The organism is Nesterenkonia sandarakina (genome assembly GCF_014138825.1).
Taxonomy (GTDB): domain Bacteria; phylum Actinomycetota; class Actinomycetes; order Actinomycetales; family Micrococcaceae; genus Nesterenkonia; species Nesterenkonia sandarakina.
Window position 1 is genome coordinate 2848520 of sequence record NZ_JACJIH010000001.1, and the last position, 24769, is coordinate 2873288.

20 protein-coding genes are annotated in these 24769 nt (G+C 69.3%); 15 read left to right on the forward strand and 5 right to left on the reverse strand.

What is annotated here, in order from left to right; all coding sequences use genetic code 11:
* Positions 1 to 69: 69 nt before the first annotated feature.
* Positions 70 to 1482: an MFS transporter gene (locus tag HNR24_RS13060; RefSeq protein ID WP_182495977.1), complete on the forward strand. Its 1413-nt coding sequence runs from the start codon at positions 70 to 72 to the stop codon at positions 1480 to 1482.
* A 132-nt stretch (positions 1483 to 1614) separates the two neighbouring features.
* Here the strand turns inward: HNR24_RS13060 and HNR24_RS13065 are convergent, their stop codons facing one another.
* Complete coding sequence (locus tag HNR24_RS13065) at positions 1615 to 3546, reverse strand: BglG family transcription antiterminator (protein WP_182495978.1); 1932 nt, start codon at positions 3544 to 3546, stop codon at positions 1615 to 1617.
* 140 nt (positions 3547 to 3686) lie between these two features.
* Between HNR24_RS13065 and HNR24_RS13070 the strand changes: the two genes are divergently transcribed.
* From HNR24_RS13070 to HNR24_RS13090, 5 genes are all read left to right on the forward strand, one after another.
* Positions 3687 to 4034, forward strand: coding sequence for a PTS sugar transporter subunit IIB (locus HNR24_RS13070; protein ID WP_182495979.1), 348 nt, complete (start codon positions 3687 to 3689; stop codon positions 4032 to 4034).
* Positions 4031 to 4303 (forward strand): HPr family phosphocarrier protein, encoded by a 273-nt coding sequence (locus HNR24_RS13075; RefSeq protein ID WP_058887492.1) that lies wholly within the window; start codon positions 4031 to 4033, stop codon positions 4301 to 4303. Before HNR24_RS13070 ends, HNR24_RS13075 begins: the two co-directional genes overlap by 4 nt.
* Complete coding sequence (gene ptsP, locus HNR24_RS13080; protein WP_058887491.1) at positions 4303 to 5994, forward strand: phosphoenolpyruvate--protein phosphotransferase; 1692 nt, start codon at positions 4303 to 4305, stop codon at positions 5992 to 5994. The genes HNR24_RS13075 and ptsP overlap by 1 nt, the downstream gene beginning before the upstream one ends.
* A 125-nt stretch (positions 5995 to 6119) precedes the next feature.
* Positions 6120 to 8141, forward strand: coding sequence for a PTS mannitol transporter subunit IICBA (locus HNR24_RS13085; protein WP_182495980.1), 2022 nt, complete (start codon positions 6120 to 6122; stop codon positions 8139 to 8141).
* Between the two features lie 134 nt (positions 8142 to 8275).
* Positions 8276 to 9418, forward strand: coding sequence for a mannitol-1-phosphate 5-dehydrogenase (locus HNR24_RS13090; RefSeq protein ID WP_182495981.1), 1143 nt, complete (start codon positions 8276 to 8278; stop codon positions 9416 to 9418).
* A 135-nt stretch (positions 9419 to 9553) separates the two neighbouring features.
* On the opposite strand, the gene HNR24_RS13095 is transcribed toward HNR24_RS13090, so the two are convergent.
* From HNR24_RS13095 to HNR24_RS13110, 4 genes are all read right to left on the reverse strand, one after another.
* Entirely contained in the window at positions 9554 to 11434 is a 1881-nt protein-coding gene (locus tag HNR24_RS13095; RefSeq protein WP_182495982.1) for an ATP-binding protein, read from the reverse strand.
* Positions 11435 to 11517: 83 nt separating this feature from the next.
* Positions 11518 to 12162: a Maf family protein gene (locus tag HNR24_RS13100; RefSeq protein WP_058887720.1), complete on the reverse strand. Its 645-nt coding sequence runs from the start codon at positions 12160 to 12162 to the stop codon at positions 11518 to 11520.
* Positions 12159 to 12542: an acyl-CoA carboxylase epsilon subunit gene (locus tag HNR24_RS13105; protein ID WP_182495983.1), complete on the reverse strand. Its 384-nt coding sequence runs from the start codon at positions 12540 to 12542 to the stop codon at positions 12159 to 12161. Before HNR24_RS13105 ends, HNR24_RS13100 begins: the two co-directional genes overlap by 4 nt.
* A 14-nt stretch (positions 12543 to 12556) precedes the next feature.
* Positions 12557 to 14140, reverse strand: a complete 1584-nt coding sequence (locus HNR24_RS13110; RefSeq protein WP_058887486.1) for an acyl-CoA carboxylase subunit beta — start codon at positions 14138 to 14140, stop codon at positions 12557 to 12559.
* A gap of 179 nt (positions 14141 to 14319) precedes the next feature.
* Here HNR24_RS13110 and HNR24_RS13115 point away from each other — a divergent pair, with 179 nt between their 5' ends.
* The 9 genes from HNR24_RS13115 (at position 14320) to gatB (ending at position 24694) form a co-directional block, all read left to right on the forward strand.
* Complete coding sequence (locus HNR24_RS13115) at positions 14320 to 15357, forward strand: SDR family NAD(P)-dependent oxidoreductase (protein WP_083504567.1); 1038 nt, start codon at positions 14320 to 14322, stop codon at positions 15355 to 15357.
* A 35-nt stretch (positions 15358 to 15392) separates the two neighbouring features.
* The gene (locus HNR24_RS13120; protein WP_182495984.1) at positions 15393 to 16529 is read left to right on the forward strand and encodes a biotin--[acetyl-CoA-carboxylase] ligase; all 1137 of its coding nucleotides are present in this window, start codon (positions 15393 to 15395) and stop codon (positions 16527 to 16529) included.
* A gap of 230 nt (positions 16530 to 16759) precedes the next feature.
* On the forward strand, positions 16760 to 17335 hold the full coding sequence (locus HNR24_RS13125) for a PH domain-containing protein (RefSeq protein ID WP_182495985.1): 576 nt from the start codon (positions 16760 to 16762) through the stop codon (positions 17333 to 17335).
* On the forward strand, positions 17328 to 19040 hold the full coding sequence (locus tag HNR24_RS14420; protein ID WP_375139280.1) for an adenylate/guanylate cyclase domain-containing protein: 1713 nt from the start codon (positions 17328 to 17330) through the stop codon (positions 19038 to 19040). Before HNR24_RS13125 ends, HNR24_RS14420 begins: the two co-directional genes overlap by 8 nt.
* Before the next feature lie 87 nt (positions 19041 to 19127).
* Positions 19128 to 19907 carry a PP2C family protein-serine/threonine phosphatase gene (locus HNR24_RS13135; protein WP_182495986.1) on the forward strand — a complete coding sequence of 260 codons (780 nt, stop codon included), beginning with the start codon at positions 19128 to 19130 and terminating at the stop codon, positions 19905 to 19907.
* Positions 19908 to 20024: 117 nt separating this feature from the next.
* The gene (locus HNR24_RS13140; RefSeq protein WP_058887482.1) at positions 20025 to 21083 is read left to right on the forward strand and encodes a baeRF2 domain-containing protein; all 1059 of its coding nucleotides are present in this window, start codon (positions 20025 to 20027) and stop codon (positions 21081 to 21083) included.
* A 217-nt stretch (positions 21084 to 21300) separates the two neighbouring features.
* Entirely contained in the window at positions 21301 to 21597 is a 297-nt protein-coding gene (gene gatC, locus HNR24_RS13145) for an Asp-tRNA(Asn)/Glu-tRNA(Gln) amidotransferase subunit GatC (RefSeq protein ID WP_058887481.1), read from the forward strand.
* Positions 21598 to 21605: 8 nt separating this feature from the next.
* Positions 21606 to 23165 (forward strand): Asp-tRNA(Asn)/Glu-tRNA(Gln) amidotransferase subunit GatA, encoded by a 1560-nt coding sequence (gene gatA / locus HNR24_RS13150; RefSeq protein WP_058887480.1) that lies wholly within the window; start codon positions 21606 to 21608, stop codon positions 23163 to 23165.
* An 8-nt stretch (positions 23166 to 23173) separates the two neighbouring features.
* A complete protein-coding gene (gene gatB, locus HNR24_RS13155) occupies positions 23174 to 24694 on the forward strand; it encodes an Asp-tRNA(Asn)/Glu-tRNA(Gln) amidotransferase subunit GatB (RefSeq protein ID WP_058887479.1) in 1521 nt (506 codons plus the stop codon).
* Positions 24695 to 24769: the final 75 nt, after the last annotated feature.

Consider the following 24769-nt stretch of genomic DNA (forward strand, 5'->3'; position numbering starts at 1 on the left):
CCTATCATTTTGGGTCTGCGCCGGACTCGGTGCTGTTTACCACCAATACTTCTGTGGAGATGCCCAGCAATGTCTACCTCTGTTGACCCCACCGGGCCCGCTGTCTCGAGCCGAAAAGTCGACGACGTGGCCGATGAGAATCTGACGGTCCCGCGCCGCCGGATCATCATGGCCTCGCTGATCGGGACCACGATCGAGTTCTACGACTTCTACATCTACGCCACCGCGGCCGTGTCGGTCTTCCCGCTGCTCTTCTTCTACGGCGATGAGGGTTCCGCGCTGCTGGCCTCCATGGCCACCTTCGGGGCCGCCTTCGTGGCCCGCCCGCTGGGTGCCATCATCTTCGGTCACTACGGAGACAAGATCGGGCGCAAAGCCACGCTGGTCGGCGCGCTGCTGACCATGGGCATCGCCACCTTCCTGATCGGTGCGCTGCCCACCTACCACCAGGTCGGACTGTGGGCGCCGGCGATGCTGACCATCCTGCGCTTCTGCCAGGGACTGGGCCTGGGCGGCGAATGGTCAGGCGCCGCGCTGCTGGCCTCGGAGACCGCCCGGCCGGGCAAGCGCGCGCAGGCCGCCATGTGGCCACAGCTGGGCGCCCCGTTCGGCTTCATGCTCGCCAACGGGCTCTTCCTGATCCTGGCGACGCTCTTCGCCTATGACTCCACCGCTCGGGACCTCAACGACCCGTTCCTGGTGTGGGGCTGGCGGCTGCCGTTCCTGCTCTCGGTGGTCATGGTTGCCGTCGGGCTCTACGTCCGGCTGCGGATCGAGGAGACCCCGGTCTTCGCCAAGGCCATGGCCGGCAACGAGCGGGTCAAGGCCCCCATCGGGGAGGTCTTCCGGCGCAACTGGTGGGAGATCATCCTGGGCACCTTCATCATGCTGGCCACCTACGGGTTGTTCTACCTGATGACCACCTGGATCCTCTCCTACGCCATCGGCAGCGCCGAGGTCGGGGGCCTGAGCTACGGCTACCAGGACTTCCTGGTGCTGCAGATCGTCGCGATCACCTTCTTCGCGATCTTCGTGCCGGTGGCAGGTCGACTGGCCGACCGCTTCGGCCGCCGCCCGATGCTGATCGTGGTCACCATCGCGATCATGATCTTCGGCCTGAGCTTCCGTTGGTGGCTCTCCGCGGGCTCCATGGGCACCGGCGAGGACCTCAACGTCTGGCAGATGCTGGCCTTCCTGGCCGTGGGCATGTCGCTGATGGGGCTGACCTTCGGCCCGATGTCGGCAGTGCTGCCGGAGCTGTTCCCCACCAACACCCGCTACACCGGATCCGGCGTGGCCTATAACGCCGCCTCCATCCTGGGTGCGGCGCTGACTCCCTTCGTCGCGGCCTGGCTGGTCCAGGCCTACGGGGTCGGTGCGGTCGGGCTCTACCTGGCAGGCCTGGGCGTGCTGACTCTGATCGCGCTGATCCTGGCCCCGGAGACCTCGAAGAAGTCGCTCTACACCGAGACCGCCAAGTAACCCGTCGACTCAGCTGCCCCGTCCCCGGTTCGTGAGCCAGGGACGGGGCAGCTCTGTGTCTGGGGTGAGCGGCGTTCCGGGGGCGGGGCAATGCTGTGTCTTAGGGCTGGCAGCGGGACGTCGCAGGTCGGCTCAGCCGTCGATCACCGCGACCAGCTCATCGAGGAATCCGCCGAAGTCGGTGCCGCGGCGCAGGATCCGCTGCAGCGAGTCACGTTCGCTGAGCACCTCGACGAGCTGTTCGAAGATGGTCTGGAACGCGTCGCGCTCTGACTCAGAGAATGCCGCCAGGGCCACGACCTGGATCCTTCCTTCGCCCCAGCGGATCGAGCCCTCGGCGATCCCGATGGAGAGCGCGGTGCGCCGGGCGGTCATTCTCAGCGCGTGCGGGACCGCGAGCGATTCCGTGAAGGCCGTGGAGGAGAGACGTTCGCGCTCGATGGTGCCGCGCAGATAGTCCTCATCGATGATGTCCTGTGCCAGCAGCGGAGCGCTGAGCTGCCGGATCGCGTCCTCCTCATCCTTGGCCTTGAGCGGGCGGATGAACGCCTCGGGGCTGAAATACCGCTCAAGCTCCCCGCGCAGCCGGGTCAGCCGCCGGGCGCGACGCCGCTTCGAGGCCACCGCGGCGATGCGCTGGATGTCCGCGTCGGTGATGAACGGGGCCAGCTGCACGGTGCGCTCATCGGGCACCGGCGGTTCGATCGTGGTCAGCACCAGATCGGTGGCCATGGAGGCCCAATCCGGGTCGGTCCGGGTCTCCACCGCGGTGACCTCGATGCCAGGACCGAGGGACTCATCGAGCCGGGAGCGCAGCAGGTCGTGCAGCTCGTAGTAGCCGGGACACACGATGGTCGCGGTCAGCGCCGCCTCGGTGCGGCGGCTGCGTTCCAGGCGCCCGCCCACATGCATGGCGATATAGGCGATCTCATCCTCACGGATCAGCACGTCCAGCTGCTCGGCGATGTCGCTGGCGATGGAGACCGCCACCTGGAAGATCATCGGATAGGTGGACTTCAGCGACTTGGTCAGCGGGTTGCGTGAGAACGCCTGCTCCCGTGCCCGGTGGACCAGGTTCTGCACGTGCAGGCTCAGCCGCCGGATGAAGTCCGCATGGGCGATGTCCACCAGATACTCCTCCGCGGCGTGGCCCACGGCGCGGACCACCGCGCGTTCCACCTCGGCGTCCAGCGGCACCTCGGTGCCCGCGCTGCCGTCGGAGGCGACCACCCGGGTCAGCACCAGCGAGGCCAGATGCTGCAGGTCGCCCTGACCCAGGCTGACTCCGAAATGCGCCGAGGCCAGCTTCCCGACGACGCCGGCCAGCCGCTCCTGCTGGGCGCTGGGCTGAAGATGGGTCCCCGCCAGGGGGTGGCCGTGACTGACCCGATCCGCGGCGATGGCCACGTGCAGGACCACGTCCGTGGAGGCGAACTCGTTGACGTAGTAGCCCTGCTCGGCCAGCTGCGTCGCCAGCTCGCGCTTGAACGGACCGAAGGCCTCCGCCTCCAGCGACCCCAGCCCTGCCGCGCGGCGCAGGCCCTCGCCGTCGAAGGATCCGTGCTCCATCTCCTCATGGGCGAGCTTCGAGACCAGCCGCCGCTGGGCCAGCTCATCACCGACCAGCAGCGCACGCGAGCCTGATCGGTGGACGGTGTTGCCGGTGCCCGCGAGCAGCTCGCGGACCCGTCCCAGATCTGCCTCCACCGTGGCCACCGAGACGTAGAGCCGTTCGGCAGTCCGGCGCAGATCGACTCCGTTCTGCGCCTCGAGCAGATCGCGCACCAGGCCGTGGAGCCGGTCTCGGGTCGATGTGCGGCCGGAGTCGCTGCGCAGGGACGCCAGTGCGGTCCGGTCCGCTCGGTATCCCGCGGGGCCGGATTCGATCAGGGCCGTCTGCGAGTCAGCTGCGGGGGCGCCAGCGGGGACGCGTGCATTGAGCTGTGCGATATAGGAGCGGACGCTGCGCGGGGTGACGCCGAGCAGATCGGCCAGGGAGCCGGCGGTGATCCATCCGGGCTCACGCAGGAGCACAGTGATCAGCTGCTCCTGGCGTCTGCTCATCCTCTCCACGCTCAAACCTTACCGGGCGCCCGTCTCGGGGAACTCGTTATTTCCTCCCCGGCGGAAAGAACTCTCGGCCCCATCCCGGTGCGGTGTGCCCTGAATCACTGCACAATCGAGGAGGAAGGAGTGTGTGATCAATGGAGATCCTGGTGGTCTGCGGTGCTGGCGCGTCCAGCACCTTCGTGGCGCAGCGTCTGAAGCTGGCGATGCGCTCATCCGGCATCCCCTACACGGTGCGCGCCGGGAATCAGGCCTCCCTGCTCCATGATCTCGACTCCGCAGATCTGATCCTGCTGGGCCCGCACCTCGCGGACTCGCTTGAGGACATCCGAGGGCTCACCGCGCCGGCAGGCACCCAGGTGAGGCTCCTTCCTGAAGACATCTACACCGACCTCGAGGGGACCAGCGCACTGGCGCTGATCCTCGAGGCACTCCCCATGCCCGACGCGGCTGCCGCCGCATCAACCCGAAAGGGACTCTCATGAGCTCAACTCGCACTGTCACCGTCGCCTCCTCCCAGGGCCTGCACGCCCGCCCGGCCAAGCTGTTCGTGGAGGCCGCCCAGGCCTCCGGCGCACAGGTGAGCATCGCCAAGGGTGAGAAGTCCGTGAACGCGGCCAGCATCCTCGGTGTGCTCTCGCTGGGCGTGGAGCGCGATGACCAGGTGCTGCTCACCGCCGAGGGTGAGAACGAGGAGCAGACCCTGGACAGCCTGGAGACGTTCCTGACCACCGATCACGACGAGGCCTCCTGATGCCGGAGCTCTCCGGAATCGGGGTCGGAAGGGGCATCGCCGCGGGACCCGTGGCGCGGATGTCCCCTCCGCCGCCGGCGCCCGCCGATGAAGCCTCCGAGCGCAGCGCCGAGGCCGAGACCGAGCGGGTGCAGAAGGCGGTCGCCGAGGTGGCCGCCGAGCTCGAAGCCCGCGGCCGCACCGCCGGGGGCATGGCGCGCGACGTGCTCGAGGCCCAGGCCATGATGGCCCAGGACCCGACCCTGCACGAGGCTGTCGCGACCCGGCTTCAGGCCGGCAAGACCGGCGAGTACGCCGTGCACGAGGCCTTCGCCGAGTTCCGCGCCACGCTCGAGGAGCTCGGCGGATATCTGGGTGAGCGCGCCTCGGACCTCTCCGACGTCTCCCAGCGGGTGATCGCCAGTCTGCGCGGGCTCCCCGCCCCAGGCGTGCCGGACCCCGGCCACCCGTTCATCCTGGTGGCCGAGGACCTGGCCCCGGCGGACACCGCGCTGCTGAACCTGGACCAGGTGCAGGCCCTGGTGACCATCCAGGGCGGGCCCACCTCGCACACCGCGATCCTGGCGCGCGAGAAGTCGATCACCGCCATCGTCGGCGTCGCCGAGGCCGCGAGCCTCACCGAGGGTCAGCAGGTGATCGTGGACGCCGGAGCAGGCGCGGTGATCACCGATCCCACCCAGGAGCAGCTCGACGAGGCCCAGGCCCGCCGCGCGGCACACGCGGCGCAGGCCGCGGCGCCGATCACCCCCGGCGCCCTGGCAGACGGCACCGCGGTGCCGCTGCTGGCGAACCTCGGCTCCGCCAAGAGCACCGAAAAGGCCGTGGCGCTGGGCGCCGAAGGCGTGGGGCTCTTCCGGACCGAGTTCCTCTTCCTCAGCGCCGACGAAGCGCCTTCAGTCGAGGAACAGCGCGAGGCCTACCAGTCCGTGCTCGAGGCCTTCCCGGGACAGAAGGTCGTGGTCCGAGCTCTCGACGCAGGTGCGGACAAGCCGTTGAGCTTCCTCAACGACGCACCCGAGGAGAACCCGGCACTGGGCCTGCGCGGGCTGCGCGCACTGATGGCCAACGAGCAGATCCTTCGCGACCAGCTCACCGCCCTGGCCCAGGCCCAGGAGAACACCGAGGCCGATGTCTGGGTGATGGCTCCGATGGTCTCCACCGTGGAGGAGGCCGAGGCGTTCACCGCCCTGGCCAAGGAGCACGGCCTGGCCACCGCCGGGGTGATGGTGGAGGTTCCCTCCATCGCGCTGATGGCCGATGAGCTGCTCTCGCGCACCGACTTCGCCTCCATCGGCACCAACGACCTGACCCAGTACACGATGGCGGCGGACCGGCTGCTCGGCTCCGTGGCCTCGCTGCAGGATCCCTGGCACCCCGCGGTGCTGCGGCTCATCCGTGAAGTCGGCGCAGCGGGAATCGCCTCCGAGAAGCCGGTGGGAGTCTGCGGCGAGGCGGCCGCGGACCCGCTGCTCGCCGTCGTCCTGGTCGGGCTCGGGGTGAACACGCTCTCGATGTCTCCGGCGGCGCTCGCCGAGGTCCGCGCCGAGCTGAAGCTGCACACCTTGAAGCAGGCGCGCGGCATCGCGGCCGCCGCGCTCACCGCCGCCACGGCGGGACAGGCCCGGGAGGCCGCGCAGCAGGCCGCTCAGGACGCAGTCCAGGACACGGTCCAGCCCGCGGTGCAGCACTGATCCACGGCTGGAGCACAACTGAATGAATCACTGCCTGAATCACTGAAACTGGTCCCTCGCCCGAGGGCCACCACCTTTGAGGCTCCCTCGGGAGCGTCGCACCAGTACAAGAAAGAGGCCCCGTCATGACAACGGTGTCAGCTGAGACGAAGAGGACGGGCGGCGCACGCGTCGTCGTCCAGAAATTCGGCTCGTTCCTCTCGGGCATGATCATGCCCATCATTCCCGCCCTGATCGCCTGGGGCATCGTGACCGCCGTGGTGGTCAACATCGCTGAGTTCAGCACCGGCTGGGCCCCTGCTGAGGCGCTCTCGGAGACCGTCGGACCGATGATCCACTACCTGCTGCCGATCCTGATCGCGGTGCAGGGCGGCATGATGGTCTATGAGATGCGCGGAGCCGTCGTCGGCGCCGTGGCGACCTTCGGCACCATCGTGGGCTCGGACTGGCTGCTCGGCGAAGACGGACAGATCCACATGTTCATCGGCGCGATGATCATGGGTCCGCTGGCCGCCTGGCTGATGAAGAAGCTCGACGCCCTCTGGGAGGGCAAGATCAAGGCCGGCTTCGAGATGCTGGTCAACATGTTCTCCGCGGGCATCCTCGGATTCGTGATGATCATCGTCGGGTTCTTCATCGTGGCGCCCCCGATCAACTGGCTGATGGAGGTCCTCGGCAACGCGGTGGCCTTCCTCGTGGACACCGGACTGCTTCCGCTGACCTCGATCATCATCGAACCCGCCAAGGTCTTCTTCCTCAACAACGCCATCAACCACGGCGTGCTCACCCCGCTGGGTGTGAACGAGGCCGCCGAGACCGGGCAGTCCATCCTGTTCCTGCTCGAGGCGAACCCCGGCCCCGGTCTCGGGATCCTGCTCGCCTTCTCCTTCTTCGGCGTCGGCGTGGCCAAGGCGACCGCTCCCGGTGCTGCCATCATCCAGTTCTTCGGCGGCATCCACGAGGTCTACTTCCCCTACGTGCTGATGAAGCCAGCACTGCTGCTCGCAGTGGTCGCCGGTGGCGCCACCGGTGTGGGCACCAACATGGTCTTCGACGTGGGTCTGCGGGCACCGGCGGCGCCCGGCTCGATCATCGCGGTCTACCTGCAGGCACCGACCAGCAGCTGGATCGGTGTCGGTCTCTCCGTGATCCTCTCCGCAGGTGTCACCTTCGCGGTGGCCTCGGCGATCCTGCTCTCCAGCCGCAAGCGCGACCTCCTGGCCACCGAGGACGGCTTCTCCGCCGCGGTCGCGAAGACCGCGGCGAACAAGGGCAAGTCCTCCTCACATCTTGCGAACCTCTCCGCCGCGACCCAGGTCCCGGCGCAGAAGATCACCAATGTGATCTTCGCCTGCGACGCCGGAATGGGGTCCTCCGCCATGGGCGCCTCGGTGCTGCGCAAGAAGATCATCGGTGCCGGCATCGAGGGGGTCACGGTCACCAACAAGGCTGTCGCCTCCCTGCCGGGCAACGCTGATCTGGTCATCACCCAGCAGCAGCTCACCGACCGGGCGCGCGCCAAGGAGCCCCAGGCCGTACATGTCTCCGTGGACAGTTTCATGAACGCCCCGGAGTACGACGACGTCGTCGAGCTGATCCGCGAGAGCGAGGCCCAGTCCTCAGGGTCCGGTTCCGCCACCGCCGCGGACACCACGGATACGCGAGAGTCCTCCGCCGGGGGAGTCGCCACAGACACCCGGGTGCGCAGCGAGACGCAGATCCTGACCCGCTCCCAGGTCCGGATCCACGCCGGATCCGCCACCCAGGACGAGGCGCTCACCGAAGCCGCCGAGATCCTCGGCGCCGCCGGCGCGGTCACCGGGGAGTACCTCTCGGCCATGAAGGAGCGCGAGGCCACGGTCTCCACCTACATGGGCAACGAGCTGGCCATCCCGCACGGCACGAACGACGCGAAGTCCGCGATCAAGGCCTCGGCCCTCTCAGTGACCCGCTACGACGGCGGCGTGGACTGGTCCGGGGAGAAGGTCACCTTCGTGATCGGCATCGCCGGGGTCGGCGACGAGCACCTGGAGATCCTCTCCAAGATCGCGGAGCTCTTCTCCGACGATGCGGAAGTGGCCCGGCTGAAGCAGGCCTCCACCGAGGAGGAGCTGCTGCAGCTGCTATCGGCCGTCAACGCGAGCTGAGTCCGCTGCGGCCGGTGCCTGCGCGCACCAGCTGAGCCGAAGGGGGTGCGTCACGCCGGGTCACCCCGGGGGCGCACCCCCTTCGCATCTGTACACACGACAAGAATCTGAGCACTCAATCTTCAGGAGTCAACATGCTGGCAGTCCATTTCGGCGCGGGAAACATCGGTCGAGGCTTCGTAGGCACTCTGCTGCACGAGGGCGGCTATGAGGTGGTCTTCTCCGACGTCGCCGCACCCCTGGTGGACGCGCTGTCCGCGGCGCAGAGCTACACCGTCCACGAGGTCGGCGCCGGCGGCGTGGACCGGAAGGTGGAGAACTTCCGGGCGATCAACAGCGAGGATGATCCTGAGGCGGTGGCCGCCGAGGTCGCCGCGGCCGATGTGGTCACCACCGCCGTGGGGCCCGCGATCCTGCGGTTCATCGCTCCGCATGTCCTTGCGGGACTGCTGCAGCGCCCTGCCGGAGCCGAGCCGCTGCAGGTGATGGCGTGTGAGAACGCGCTGGGCGCCACCGACACGCTGCGTGGGCACATCCAGGACCTGGCCGGGGACCAGTGGGAGCAGCTCTCCGCCCGGGCGGTCTTCGCCAACACCGCAGTGGACCGGATCGTGCCGGGACAGCCCGCCGACGCCGGGATCGATGTCACCGTGGAGCCGTTCTACGAGTGGGCCATCGAATCCGGGCCCTTCGGCGCGAACCGCCCCCACATCCCAGGGGCCCACTTCGTGCAGGACCTGGGACCGTACATCGAGCGCAAGCTCTTCACGGTGAACACCGGGCACGCGGCCGCGGCCTACCTGGGCTCCCGCGCGGGCCGCAGCAAGATCGCCGAGGCGCTGGCCGATGAGGCGGTGTTCGCCGGAGTGCGGGCGGCGCTGGAGGAGACCTCAGCGCTGTTGGTGGCCAAGCACGGCTTCGCCGAGGCGGAGATGGCGGAGTACCGGGAGACCATTCTGCAGCGTTTCCGCAATCCCGAGCTGCCCGACACCGTGGACCGGGTGGGGCGGCAGCCGCTGCGCAAGCTCTCCCGGCATGAGCGTCTGATCGGCCCCGCAGTTCAGGCTCAGGAGCGGGGGCTGCGCGTGGAGGGGCTGCTCGCGGTGATCGAGGCGGCCCTGCACTTCGAATCCGCGGAGGACGAACAGGCCCAGCAGCTGCAGAAGCTGCTCACCGAGCTCGACGCCGAGGCGCTGACCACGGAGGTCACCGGGCTGGGCCCGGCGGATCCGCTCTTCAGCAGGGTCCGCGAGCTGGTCGCCGCGCGGCAGCGCTAACCGCGGCCCCGTCCGCATCCGTCGCACCGCCGTGCCATGTCCCCTCGTTCTAGACGGAAACAACGATGGGACATGGCACAGGCATGCGACAGGCCGCCGGGGGCGGGCCTGATCGTCTGCCTGTGCCGGTGGGGCTCAGTCGACGATGCTGGCCACGACTTGGCCGGCGGTCACCGTGGAGCCGGCCTTCGCCTTGAGCCCCTTGAGTCGTCCGGCCTTGTGCGCCGTGATCGGCTGCTCCATCTTCATCGCCTCCAGCACCAGCACCAGATCGCCCTCGGCGACCTTCGCGCCGTCCTTCGCGGCCACCTTGACGATCGTGCCCTGCATCGGCGAGGTCAGGTCATCTCCGGAGGCCGCGGCGGTCGCGGCGCTGCGGGTCTTGCGCCGCTTCCTGCCCCCGGCCGGCTTGCCCCCAAGCTTGCCGCCGGAGAGGGCGGCGGGCAGGTTCACGGTGATCCGTTTGCCGTTGACCTCCATCACGACTGACTCGCGCGGCGCTTCGTCCTCGTGCGCCGGGTGGGCCATCAGCGCGTTATAGGGCGGGATCTGGTTGTTGAACTCGGTCTCGATCCATCGCGTGTGCACATGGAAGCCCTCCGGGGCCTGCGCCCGTCGTCGTGCCAGTCGCTCCGCCGCCTGGGAGACCGCGTTGCCGTGGCCACCGGCTGTAGCTGAGCTGCTGGAGGCGGAGCCGGCGCCCTCTGAGACCAGCTCCGGGGCGAACGCGCTGTCTTCGAGCACCGCGCGGTGGAAGGGCAGCACAGTGGGCATGCCTTCGACCTTCATCTCCTTCAGCGCGCGTCGGGCGCGGCGCAGCGCCTGCTCGCGGGTGGCGCCGGTGATGATCACCTTGGCGATCATGGAGTCGAAGGCCCCGGAGATGGTCTCTCCGGCGTGGACCCCGGAGTCCACCCGGACCCCTGGTCCGTGCGGCAAGTCGAAGACCTCGAGCGTGCCCGGTGCCGGCATGAAGTTCCGGCCCGGGTCCTCGCCGTTGATGCGGAACTCGATGCTGTGCCCGCGGATCTCCGGATCCTCATAGCCCAGACGCTCGCCGCGCGCGATCCGGAACTGCTCGCGGACCAGGTCGATGCCGGTGACCTCCTCGGAGACCGGGTGCTCGACCTGCAGCCGGGTGTTGACCTCCAGGAAGCTGATGGTGCCGTCCTGGCCGATGAGGAACTCGCAGGTGCCGGCGCCCACATAGCCGGCCTCCTTCAGGATGGCCTTGGAGGCGCGGTAGAGCTGTCGGTTCTGCGCCCGGGTCAGGAACGGCGCGGGGGCCTCCTCCACGAGCTTCTGGTTCCGCCGCTGCAGCGAGCAGTCGCGGGTGGAGACCACGACGACGTTGCCGTGCTCGTCCGCCAGGCACTGGGTCTCCACGTGGCGCGGGGAGTCCAGGAAACGTTCGATGAAGCATTCGCCGCGCCCGAAGGCTGAGACGGCTTCGCGCACCGCGGATTCGTAGAGCTCGGCGATCTCGTCGTACTCGCGGACCACCTTGATCCCGCGCCCGCCGCCGCCGTAGGCGGCCTTGATGGCCAGCGGCAGTCCCTGCTTCTCGGCGAAGCGCAGGACCTCCTTGGCGTCCTTGACCGGCTCCTTCGTCCCCGGAGCCAGCGGCGCGCCGACCCGTTCCGCGAGCTGGCGTGCTGAGACCTTGTCACCGAGGGTGTCGATGGCCTTCGGCGGAGGCCCGATCCAGGTCAGCCCGGCGTCGATCACTGCCTGGGCGAACTCGGCGTTCTCGGAGAGGAACCCGTAGCCCGGGTGCACCGCGTCGGCGCCGGTGGCGCGGGCCGCGGCGAGGATCTTGGGGATGCTCAGGTAGCTCTCGGCAGCCGTGGCGCCGCCCAGGGCGTAGGCCTCCTCGGCCATGCGCACATGCACCGAGTCACGGTCCGGGTCGGCGTAGACGGCGACGGCGGTGAGCCCCTCGTCCTGGGCGGCGCGGATCACGCGCACGGCGATCTCGCCGCGGTTGGCGATCAGGACCTTGGTGAACTCGGTCATGGTTCCTCTTTCTGTGTCGTTCTCACCCGTCGGTGGGTGTGTGGGCGCGGGACGTCCCGCACCTGGTGTGTGTCAGGGGGTGGTCACCGCGTCGGCGGAGACCAGAGGTCGGTGATGGAGTGCCCCAGCTCGGAGAGCATCGAGCGCAGCGCGGCGGGGGAGACACCGATCACGGAGAGGTGGTCACCCTCGATCTCCTCGATGAAGGCGGAGCCGCGCCCGTCGATGGTGAACCCTCCGGCGCAGTGCAGCGGCTCACCAGATTCGGCATAGCGCAGGATCTCGGCGTCGCTGGGCTCTGCGAAGCTGACCCGGGTGGAGAGCGTGCGCTGGGCCCGAGCGCCGCTGGCCGCGTCCACCAGTGTGTGGCCGGTGTGCAGCACCCCGGTGCGGCCACGCATCTGCTTCCAACGCTGCACCGCCACCGCCACCTCGAAGGGCTTGCCGTAGCTCTCGCCGTCGAGCTCGAAGACCGAGTCGCAGCCAAGCACCAGGACCGAGGGCCGGCCGTTGATCCCGGGCAGGTTCGCGACGGCGGCGGCCTTCAGGTCCGCGAGCAGCTGCGCCTCCAGGGCGGGGGTGAGCTGCTCGCCGTCGAGCGTGGACGTCGCGGCGGCGACCGCAGCGGGTTCGTCCACATCAGAGACGCGCACGGTGAAGCTGATATCGGCCTGGGTCAGGATCCGCGCCCGGCTGCTTGAGGCGGAGCCGAGGATCAGGCGGGTCATCGCAGGCCCGCCGCATGCCGCCAGGAGTCCGGTCCGGGCCGACCCCACAGGCCGAGCCGACGGCGCCGCTGCAGCGTGCGGTCCTTCGGCCCGGTGCTGCCGGCCCCGGTGTCCTGGGTCTCAGCGGCCCCGGCAAGGGTGCCCAGCAGGGCGGTCACCGCGGCGAGCTCCTCCTCGGTGAGGGACCCTCCGGCCAGCTGCAGGTCCGATCCCTCCTCGGCTTCGGTGGTCTGCCCGTCCTCAGCCTCGTCCTGGTTCTCGGCCTCCGGGTGAGTCTCGGGGTCGAGATCGGGGCTCACCTCGGAGTCGACGGCGGAGTCGGCAGCGGTGCCCGTCGCGGCGGTGTGCTCGGTCTCGGTGTCCAGGGTCGCATCGGTCATGTTCTGGGGCCCTCCTAGAGCGGAATGTTCCCGTGCTTCTTGGCCGGCAGCGCCTCGCGCTTGTGCTGGGTGGCGCGCAGCGCGTTGGCGATCTGCCAGCGGGTCTCGGCGGGTTCGATCACCGCGTCGATGTAGCCCAGCTCGGCAGCCTGGTAGGGGTTCAGCAGCTCGGCCTCGTAGTCAGCGATCAGGGACTTCCGGCGTCCCTCGACATCGCCGCCGGACTTCTCCACTGCAGCGAGGTCCCGTCGGTAGAGGATGTTCACCGCGCCCTGAGCGCCCATCACGCCGATCTGCGCCGTGGGCCAGGCCAGGTTCACATCAGCTCCGAGCTTCTTGGATCCCATCACGATGTAGGCGCCGCCGAAGGCTTTGCGGGTGATCACCGTGATCTTCGGGACGGTGGCCTCGGCGTAGGCATAGAGCAGCTTCGCGCCGCGCCGGATGATCCCGTTGAACTCCTGGTCGGTGCCGGGCAGGAAGCCCGGGACGTCGACCAGGGTCAGGATCGGGATGTTGAAGGAGTCGCAGAACCGGACGAAGCGGGCGGCCTTCTCAGAGGCGGCGATGTCCAGGGTGCCGGCGAACTGCGAGGGCTGGTTGGCGACCACGCCGACCGAGCGGCCCTCCACCCGGCCGAAGCCGATGCTGACATTGGGCGCGTAGAGGCTCTGCAGCTCCAGGTAGTGGCCGTCGTCGAGGATCTGCTCGATCAGCGTGCGCATGTCATAGGGCGCGGAGGAGGCATCCGGGATCAGCGCGTTCAGCGCCTCGTCCCCGGTCTCGATCTTGGGCCGCTCCTCGTGATCCTCGATGGGGGCCTCGGCGAGGTTGTTCAGCGGCAGGAACTCCAGGAGCTCCTTGGCGAACTCCACGGCGTCGGCCTCGTCGGAGGCCATATACGCGGCAGTCCCGGTGACCGTGGAATGGGAACGGGCCCCGCCCAGGGTCTCCATGTCCACGTCCTCACCGGTGACCGACTTGATGACGTCGGGTCCGGTGATGAACATGTGCGAGGTCTTGTCCACCATGATCACGAAATCGGTCAGGGCAGGGGAGTAGGCGGCGCCGCCGGCGGCAGGTCCCATGATCAGGGTGATCTGCGGGACCACTCCTGAGGAGTGCACGTTGTTCCGGAAGATGTCGGCGAACATCGCCAGCGAGGCCACACCCTCCTGGATGCGCGCGCCGCCGCCATCGTTGATCCCGATCACCGGGCAGCCGTTGCGGGCCGCGAACTCCTGGACCTTAACGATCTTCTCGCCGTTGACCTTCGAGAGCGAGCCCCCGAAGACGGTGAAGTCCTGGGAGTAGACCGCGACCAGTCGGCCGTCGATGGTCCCGTAGCCCGAGACCAGGCCGTCCCCGAGCGGATGGCGGGTCTCCATCCCGAAGGAGGTGGAGCGGTGCACCGCCAGCGCGTCGAGCTCCACGAAGGAGTCGGGGTCCAGCAGCATGTCGATCCGCTCGCGAGCCGTGTTCTTCCCGCGGCTGTGCTGCTTGGCCACGGTTTCCTCCCCGGCTGGGGCATGGGTCTTGTCGCGGCGCCGGCGGAAGTCTGCCAGTTTGCCGGCGGTGGTGGTGAGATCTGACGTCATGGCTGCGCGGGGGCACCTTTCCGATCGCAGGCTGGAGGAAGTCCACAATTCAGCGGCCAGTCTATCCACGGCCGAGGGTGGTTCCGCTGTGGACTCTCTACAAAAAGCCCGGCGGGACTTGCGCGCTCCGACCGGGTCGGACGCTTCCACGTGAGGTTACCCACCGGTAGGGTGTCGCTATGACTCAGTTCACACCTTCCGAGAGCGCCCCGGCCGTGGCGCCGAGCCTGGCCGCCACCGATGACCTCACCGGACGCACCGCGCTGATCTCCGGCGGATCCCGCGGCATCGGTCATGCCATCGCCGTGGCGCTGGCCGCCCGCGGAGCCAATGTCGCGCTGCTGGCCAAGACCGACACCCCGCACCCCAAGCTCGCCGGCACGGTGCACACCGCCGTGGAGGACATCCAGGCCGCCGGAGGCCAGGGGCTGGCCGTGGTCGGCGACGTGCGCCGCGATGAGGACGTGATCGCCGCCGTGGAGCAGACCGTCCAGGCCTTCGGCGGGATCGACATCGTGATCAACAACGCCTCGGCCATCGATCTCTCACCCACCGAGGTGCTGGACATGAAGCGCTATGACCTGATGCATGACATCAACGTCCGGGGAACCTTCCTGCTCTCCAAGACCGCCGCCCCACACCTGCGCACCAGCGCCGAAAAGCACCGCGCCGGCACCGACGCCGGCACCGACGACGACGCGGGCTCGGCTTCCGGGGCGGCCGGCCCAGCCGGGGCAGCGGCGGCACAGGAAGGCTTCACCCCGCAGATCCTGACCCTCTCGCCGCCGCTGGCGCTGCGCGAGTCCGGACTGGACCCGGTCTGGCTGGGCCGGCACCTGGGGTACACGATGTCCAAATACGGGATGTCGATGACCACGGTGGGTCTGGCGGCCGAGCTCGAGCCCGACGGCGTGGCGGTGAACTCGCTGTGGCCCGCCACCTACATCGACACCGCTGCCATCCGGAACCTCGCCGCGCTCGCCGGGGAACAGGGCGAGACCATGATCCGCGGCGCCCGTCGGGTGGACATCGTCGCCGACGCCGCCGTGGCCATGCTCTCCGGCCAGGTGCGCGAGACGGCGCCGGACGGCTCGCAGCGGCCGATCAGCGGAGCCTTCCTCACCGATGAGCAGGTCCTGCGCCGGCTCGGGATCGAGGACTTCACGGACTACGCCGTGGACCCCGAGGCCGAGCTGATCGCCGACGCCTTCCTCTGAGGCAGGGAGGGGGCTCCGTGGCCTAATCTGAGCAGATGACTGCCGCCCTGCCCCCGCTCGACGAGGGACTGCTCGCCCGACGACTGCTCACCGATGCCGGCGGCGCCTACTCCCGGATCCAACGGATGGACTCGGTCGGGTCCACCAATCAGTGGCTGACCCAGGCGCTCACCGCCGAGGCCACCGAGCAGCTGGGCACTGCGTGGCCGCATCTCTCGGTGCTCACTGCGGAGGAACAGACCAGCGGGCGGGGCCGGCTCGGGCGAGCCTGGAGCTCACCGAAGGGCGCATCCCTCTCGAGTTCGATCGTGCTGCGTCCGAAGCTGGACCCTGCCCACCTGGGCTGGCTCTCCATGCTGGCCGGGCGCGCGCTCGTGGACACGCTGCGCCAGGACTGCGGGCTGGACGCCGAGGGCCAGCGCGCGATCCTGAAGTGGCCCAACGATGTTCAGGTGACCCAGGCCGAGGGGCCGGCCAAGAAGATCAGCGGAATCCTCGCCGCTGCGGTCTCCCCGGCCTCATCAGCCACAGCCGCCCCATCAGTTGCCCCCGGCTCATCAGCCATCCCGACCGGACCCGTCTCGACCGGCGCCCGGGCGGCGGTGACTTCGGCAGGGTCCACCGGGCCCCGGCGGACCGGGCCGGGCGCCGTCGTGCTGGGAGTGGGGATCAACGTGCTGCTCACTCCGGAGCAGCTGCCCATCGAGAACTCCACCTCGGTGCTGATCGAGCTGCGCCGCCGCGCCGATCAGGGACCGCGGGGACCACAGGGAGCCGCGCTCGAGGCGAGCAGCGCGCAGTCGAGCAGCCTGGAGCTGGGCAGCTCGGAGCTGGGACCGCTGCGCACCGAGCTGCTGTGCAGTTTTCTGGAGCGCTTCGCGGCCCTTCTGCACTGTGTCGAATCCGCCGCCGAGCGGGACCCGGAGACGGTGCCGCAGCTGCTGATCGCGCAGGTCTCTGAGGTGCTGGCCACCCTCGGCCAGCAGGTCCGGGTGGAGCTTCCCGACGGCAGCGCCCAGCGCGGCGTCGCCGTCGGCCTCACTCCGCTGGGTGCGCTGCAGGTGGAGGTGACGGACCGTCGCGCAGCGCCGGAGCTGGAGTGGACGCCGGTGGTGCCCGCGCTCGCAGCCTTCTCTGCCGGGGACGTGACCCACCTCCGACCCACCCCCTGACGTATTTGCCCACCCCTGACGTTTTACCGGGCCATAGGTGGGATACCTGCCCGACGGTGGGCCCGGTCATCCACGGTGGGCCCGGTAAAAGCTGGGGGAGGGGTGGGGGAGGGGTCAAGCTCGTGCTCAGCCACCCCCGGTAGACTTGGCTTCAGCACGCACATCAACTGGCACGACCTGGCTCGGGGAGCCAGGGGTGGACAAGGACCGGCAGGAGGCTGTGGCTCACGATGAAGCTCAAGCTGGTCGACGGCGAGCAGGTGATCATCCGCACCCGTGCCCATCACCGTGCCCTGCTCCCGGCACTGTTGAACTTTCTCATCGTGGTGATGGTGATGAGCTTCCTGCTGGGCTACATCGCCCGCGCGGACCAGCCAGCGTTCATCGCGCACTATCACCACATCGGGGTGTTCCTGATCTGGGCCGGAGGGCTCCTCGCGCTCGCTTTCGGCACGCTCAAGCCCCTGCTCACCTGGGCCAACCGGATGACGTATCTCACCAGCCACCGTGTGGTGCAGAAAAACCTGATCGGGGCGGCGCAGGCGAGCGTGGTGCCCTTGGGGCTGCTCTCTGAGGTGCAGCTGAAGCAGTCCCGGCTGCAGGCCATGTCGGAGGCCGGGGACCTGCTCCTGCTCCACGGCGCGTATGGGCAGCATCAGCGCACGCGGCTGAGCAACATGCCCGACGCCGCGCATTTCCAGACCGTCATCGCCGAGGAACTGGGCCAGTACCGACGCCACGTCGCCGCGCAGTACGCGAGCCAGGCGCCTGCTCCTGGAGGATACGGAGAGCCGCGCTATGCCTGAGCCCCGCACGGGAGCCGAATCGCCGGGCCACGAGCGGCCTGAGTCGCCCGCTCGCTCGGAATCGTCGGGCCATGAGCGGACCGAGTCGCCCGCGCGCCCGGATGCCCCGCCGATCTATCTCGGTGGGGAGGATACCGACGCCTCCTGGCGGGCGGTGCGCTTCACCCCGCCCGGAGCCAGCCACGGCCTCGAGCTCAGCGGTGAACCGATGCGGATCTCCGCGGAGGCCGCCGGATCTGCAGAGGCCGCGGAAGCCGACGGTCCCTCCAACGAGGTCTCGGCCCATTACTCCTCCGCGGAGCTCGAGGCTGCCCGCCAGGACTGGTCCGACTTCCATTCCCCCCGACTCCAGGGCCGGGTCCGCCGGACGGTTCTGCAGGAGGCCGGCGAGGCCCGGATCACCGTGACCCCGGAACCGCGAGTCCCCGCAGAGGGTCTCGCCGATCGCGGCCCCGGCGTCGCCGACCAGGAACGGCCGGAGGTCGGCGCCGATCGCTCCGACCAGCGCGCGCCGGGCACTGGCACGGACACCAACACCGGTCTGGGCACCGGCGCTGACACCGGCGCCCGGAGCTCGACCAAGACAAACGCCGCGGCGTTCAACGGTCACGAGCGCTCGCCGGAGACCGCCGCGATCCCGATTCCCAGCATGGAGCAGCGCGAATGGCACCGGACCATCCGTGAGCTGGAGCACCGGCTGCTCGGCGCCGAACGCACCCTGACCTACCGGCAGATGGCCGATCAGCTGGGCGTCTCCACCCGCTCGGCCAGGCGGCTCTGGCGCGCCCTGGGCTTCCCCAACCTCGACGACGACGTCAAGGCCTTCACCAAGACCGACGTCGAGGCCCTGGCCACGATGATCGAGCTGGTCCGGGACGGGCACCTCAACGAGGAGACCGCGATCTCGATGACCCGCTCGGTGGGTCAGATGACCGACCGCATGGTGGTCTGGCAGATCGAGGCCCTGGTCGAGGACAAGATCGCCAACGGTCAGCTCTCCGACGCCGTGGCCCGGTCCCAGGTGGTGGAGACGCTGCCGCAGCTGATCGAGCCGATCCAGAAGCTCATGGGCTACACCTGGCGGCGCCAGCTCTCCGCGGCCCTGCAGCGCCTCACGGTCCGAGTGGAATCGGGTCTGGCGGCCACCGAGCAGGGACGCACCGGCGCCGAGGACGACGCCGCCCTGCCGCTGGCCCGGGCCGTCGGCTTCGCGGACCTGGTCTCCTACACCTCACTCTCACGGCAGATGAACGAACGCACTCTGGCCCACATGGTCCAGCACTTCGAGTCCAAATGCGCCGAGATCATCTCCATCGGCGGCGGCCGACTGGTCAAGACAGTGGGGGACGAGGTGCTCTACAACGCGGAGACCCCTGAGGCCGGAGCCGAGATCGCGTTGGCCCTGGCAGAGTCGATCGCCGCTGACGGCGTCCTGCCTGAGGCGCGGGTCTCAGTGGTCTGGGGCCGGGTGCTCTCTCGGATGGGGGACATCTACGGCCCCACCGTGAACCTGGCGGCCCGACTCACAGCACTGGCAGACCCGGGCACCATCCTGGTGGACCAGGTCACCGCCCAGACCCTGGAGTCCAACCCGGACTACCTGCTGGTGCCGCAGCCGCCACGGATCGTGCGCGGCTTCGGCGAGGTCCAGCCGAACATGTTGCTGCGCGGCCAGGGCGCCGGGATCAGCACAGAGCCCCGCTGAGCACGGAGCCCCGTTGAGCACAGGCGAGGCGCCGCGAAATGCGCCATGCGGTCACCACAGTGACCGACCCCGTGACAAGATGGGCATGTGGCAGCCAGCACAGACAGCTCAGAGGAACCCCGGGAGCAGCAGACCCCGCCCGCAGGCCTCTACCTCGACTACGGATACGGGTCCCATGTGGGCCTGCGCCGCGAGCTCAACGAGGACTCCTCGGTGATCACCGACACGCTCTTCGCGGTGGCCGACGGCATGGGCGGACACGAGGCCGGCGAGGTCGCTTCGGCGCTGGCCGTGCAGACCCTTGCCGACGGCTGGAACCAGGCCGAGGGGCGGATCTCCCGGGAGGAGATCCAGGGGTTCCTCACCGAGGCGGACCGGCGGATCCGCGAGGCCACCGACTCCAAGGCCGGCACCACGGTCTCCGGTGCGCTGCTCGAAGACCAGGGCGAGGGCCTGAACTGGACCGTCTTCAACATCGGGGACTCCCGCACCTACCTCTTCGAGGACTCCGCTCTGAAGCAGCTCAGCCGAGACCACTCCCAGGTCCAGGACATGTTCGAGTCCGGACTGATCACCGCCGAGGAGCTGCACAGTCATCCCCAGCGCAACGTGATCACCCGGGCGCTGGGTGCCGGAGACATGTGGGACGCCGACTACTTCAGCGCCCCGGTGCGCGCCGGCCAGCGGCTGATGATCTGCTCCGACGGTCTCAGCGGAGAGCTCAACGACTCCGAGATCGAGAAGATCCTCGGCGCCGGGCGCAACGCCCAGGACACCGTCGACTGGTTGATCCACCAGTCGCTGCGCGCGGGGGGCCGGGACAACGTGACCGTCGTCGTCGTTGACGTCCAGGAACAGGTCGTTTGACCCCGCCTTTCCGTCCTCGATAGCGTCGAAGACAGTCACCTGTTGCCACCAACAGCTCGCGTCCCACGGTGCGAAGCTCAGCTTCCGCCGCATCATGGGCGCAGGAAGGAGCTCACGATGCAGCTGACCAATCTACGAGGCGTCTACGAGGCCCAGGGCCCGTTCGCCACCGTCTATCTTGAAGCACGTTCCCCCGCCGCCGACGCCGAGGACCAGCTCCGACTGCGCTGGCAGGACCTGCGCAGCCAGCTCGCCGACGCCGGCACCCCGGACGCGGCCCTGAGCGAGCTGGACGAGTCCGTCACCGGCCCGGCGCCCACCGAGGTCCACACCGAAGGCCGTGTCCTGGTCGCCGATCAGAACCGGGTGATCCTGGATGAGCACTTCGACGCCGCCCAGGGCTCCGGGGACATCGCGACCGTCGGCGAGCCCCCGCAGCTCGGGGACTACGTCCGGCACCGCCTCGGCGCCGCCCGAATGCTGGTGGTCATCGCTGACCAGCAGCAGGCCGTGATCCGCCGCCTGGTGGTCTCCGGCGATGACCTGCTCGCCTCCGGCGCCGAGGAATCGGTCCAGGGCAGCAGCAGCGAGTCGGTGCACAAGCCGCGCCAGGGCGCGCTGAGCCACAAGCAGATCCAGCGCTCCGCCGACGAGGCCGCCACCCAGAACATCCGGGACATCTCCCAGCGGGTCGCGAAGATCGCAGACGCCTGGAACCCCGACGTGATCGTGGTCGCCGGTGAGACCCAGGGCCGACGCGGACTCCACGAGGAGCTCCCCAAGGCCCTGCAGGAACTCACCGTCGAGGCCGAGACCGGCGGCGGCATCCCCTCCGGCAGCGCCGACGAGGGCACCGAGGAGGCGCTGCGTGACGAGCTCACCGTGATCGCTCGCCGCGTCGTGATCGCCCGCGGCAAGGAGGCGACCGACCGCTACGGCGAGGCCACCGGACACGGCCGCTCCGCTGAGGGCGCCGAAGAGGTCCGGGCAGCGATCCGGCTGGGCGCGGTCGAGACCCTGCTGCTGCGCCAGCACGAGCGCGCCGAGGGCGAGGACCAGCTGCTGGCGGACGCCACCGCTGGCGGCGCCTCCTTCGGCCTGGTCGGCGCTCCGGTCTCCGGGGACGTGGCTGCGATCCTGCGCTACCAGGCCCCGGTCCAGGATGTCGCTGACTGAGCCCAGGGCAGATCCTGCGGGCTGACCAGCTCGACCGGGACAGGCGTCCAAGACGCTGCTTTAAGACAGCGCTCCGGGCCACCGGTCGAATCGACTGATCAGCCCAACCACATGACGACGGCGGCCGCCCACCTGAACAGGTGAGCGGCCGCCGTCGTCGTGTCCTGGCCGATAGACTGGACCGAGTTCATCCACCACCGATCCCCGAGGGAGCTGCATGTCTGAGATCTCGCGCGCAGACGTCGAGCATCTGGCAAAACTGGCCCACATCAGCATGACCGAGCAGGAGCTGGAGAAGATGGCCGGGGAGCTGGCCGTGATCGTGGACTCCGTGGCGACCGTCTCTGAGGCCGTCTCCGGCGAGGTCCACGCCACCAGCCACCCGCTGCCGCTGACCAACGTCTTCCGTGAGGACGAGGTCGGGCATGTCTTCACCGAAGAACAGTCGCTGCTCAATGCACCTGACGCTGAAGCCGGCCGTTTCAAGGTCCCGGCGATCCTGGACGAGGAGTGACCCCCGATATGAGCACCCACACCCATGAGCTGATCCGGCTCACCGCCGCCGAGATGGCCGCGAAGCTGCGCGCCGGGGAGATCACCTCGGTGGAGCTGACCCAGGCGCACCTGGACCGGATCGCCGCCGTCGACGCCGGTGAGCGCGGCATCAACGCCTTCCTGCATGTCTCCGCCGAGGAGGCGCTGCGCACCGCCGCCGAGGTCGACGCGATCCGCGCCGCCGGTGGCGCCGAGGCCGAGGCCCTGCACCCGCTGGCCGGGGTGCCGATCGCGGTCAAAGACCTGATCGTCACGCAGGGCCAGCCCACCACCGCCGGGTCCAAGATGCTCGACGGCTGGATGAGCCCCTACGACGCCACCGTGGTGACCAGGCTGCGCGCCGCGATGCTGCCCATCCTGGGCAAGACCAACCTGGACGAGTTCGCGATGGGCTCCTCCACCGAGCACTCCGCCTACGGGGTGACCCGCAACCCCTGGGACCTCAGCCGGATCCCCGGCGGATCCGGCGGCGGGTCCGCCGCCGCGGTGGCCGCCTTCGAGGCCCCGCTGGCGCTGGGCACCGACACCGGTGGCTCCATCCGCCAGCCCGGCGCGATGACCGGCACTGTGGGCGGGAAGCCCACCTACGGCGCGGTCTCCCGCTACGGAGCCATCGCGATGGCCTCCTCGCTGGACCAGATCGGCCCGGTGGCCCGGACCACCGAAGACGCCGCGCTGCTGCATGAGCTGATCGCCGGACACGACCCGAAGGACTCCACCTCGCTCACCGGAGAGGTCCCGGCCCTGGCCGAGACCGTCCGCGGCGCCGATGTGGCCGGTCTGCGGATCGGGGTGATCAAGCAGCTTCAGGGCGAGGGCTACCAGGAGGGCGTGCTCGCCCGCTTCCACGAGGCGCTGGACGCGCTGCGCGCCGCCGGGGCCGAGATCGTGGAGGTCGACTGCCCCAGCTTCGACTACGCGCTGGGCGCCTACTACCTGATCATGCCCTCCGAAGCCTCCTCCAACCTCGCGAAGTTCGACGGCGTGCGCTACGGCACCCGGGTGCTGCCCGAGGACGGCCCGATGACCATCGAACGGGTCATGGGCTCCACCCGCGCCGCCGGGTTCGGCGACGAGGTCAAGCGGCGGATCATCCTGGGCACCTACGCGCTCTCGGCCGGCTACTACGACGCCTACTACGGCTCCGCGCAGAAGGTCCGCACGCTGATCCAGCAGGACTTCGACGCCGCCTTCACCAAGGCCGACGTGTTGATCTCCCCGACCTCGCCCACCGTGGCGTTCCCGCTGGGTGAGAAGGACGACGATCCGCTGGCGATGTACCTCAACGACGTGGCCACCATCCCCGCCAACCTCGCCGGCATCCCCGGCCTCTCGGTGCCGGGCGGACTCTCCGAGGGCCTTCCGGTGGGCATCCAGTTCCTCGCCCCGATCCGGGAGGACGCCCGGGTCTACCGCGCCGGCGCCGCCCTGGAGAAGCTGCTGACCCAGGACGCTGAACCGCTCTGGGCCCAGGCCCCGGAGCTCGCGGAGACATCGGAAGCGGCGGCTCACCCCGCCGGGAAGTGAAGGAAGAGATGACGCAGACGCTGACTGAGGCAGCCCCGCTGAGCTTCGAGGAGGCACTGGAGAAGTTCGACCCGGTGCTCGGCTTCGAGGTCCACGTGGAGCTCAACACCAAGACCAAGATGTTCTCCTCGGCGCCCAATGCCTTCGGCGACGACCCCAACACCAACGTCAACGAGGTCTGCCTGGGCCTGCCCGGCACCCTGCCCGTGGTCAACGGCAAGGCGGTGGAGTATGCGGTCAAGCTCGGTCTCGCGCTGAACTGCGAGATCGCCGAGCGCTGCCGCTTCGCCCGCAAGCAGTACTTCTACCCGGACACCCCGAAGAACTGGCAGACCTCGCAGTATGACGAGCCCATCGCCTTCGACGGCTACCTCGACATCGAGCTCGCCGACGGGGAGGTCTTCCGCGTGGAGATCGAGCGTGCCCATATGGAGGAAGACGCCGGCAAACTGACCCACGCCGGGACCTCCGGGCGGATCCAGGGCGCGGACTACTCCCTGGTGGACTACAACCGCTCCGGGATCCCGCTGGTGGAGATCGTGACCAAGCCCATCGTGGGCGCCGGCGCCCGGGCCCCGGAGCTGGCGCGCGCCTATGTCTCCGCGGTGCGCGACATCGTCAAGGCCCTGGACATCTCGGACGCGAAGATGGAGCGCGGCAATGTGCGCTGTGACGCCAACGTCTCGATGATGCCCAAGGGCAGCACCACCTTCGGCACCCGCTCCGAGACCAAGAACGTGAACTCGATGCGCGCCGTGGAGCACGCGGTCAGCTACGAGATGCGCCGGCACGCCGGGATCCTCGCCGCCGGCGGGACAATCGTGCAGGAGACCCGGCACTGGCAGGAGGGCACCCGCACCACCAGCTCGGGCCGCCCGAAGTCCGACGCCGATGACTACCGCTACTTCCCCGAGCCGGACCTGGTGCCGATCGTCACCACCGCCGCCTGGGTGGAGGAGCTGCGCTCCCAGCTGCCCGAGCCCCCGGCCGAGCGCCGCCGTCGGCTGCTCGCCGCCTGGGGCTTCTCGGACCAGGAGTTCCGTGACGTGATCGCCGCCGGCCTGCTCGATGAGATCGATCAGACCGTGGCCACCGGGGTCGCCCCCAGCGTGGCGCGGAAGTGGTGGATGGGTGAGATCTCCCGGCTCGCCAACGCCCGGGACCTGGAACCGGCCGCCCTGGGAGTGCAGCCCGCCACGATCAGCGCCCTGAACGCACTGATCGAAGAGGGCCGGATCAATGACAAGATCGCCCGGCAGGTCCTGGAACACGTGATCGCCGGGGAGGGCACCCCGGAGGAGATCGTCACCGCCCGCGGCCTGGAGGTCGTCTCGGATGACTCCGGAGCGCTCACCGCCGCCGTGGAGAAGGCGATGGCCGAGAACCCCGATGTGGTGGAGAAGATCGCCGCCGGCAAGCTCAAGGCCATCGGCGCGCTCATCGGTCCGGTGATGAAGGAGACCCGCGGCCAGGCCGACGCCGGCAAGGTCCGTGAGATCGTCCTGGCGAAGCTGGGGATCGACGGCTGACCCCTTGCTGCGCAGGCCTCACCCCGGCTGAGCCGCAGCACGCCTGACTCACCCACAGACGGCCCGGAATCCGCC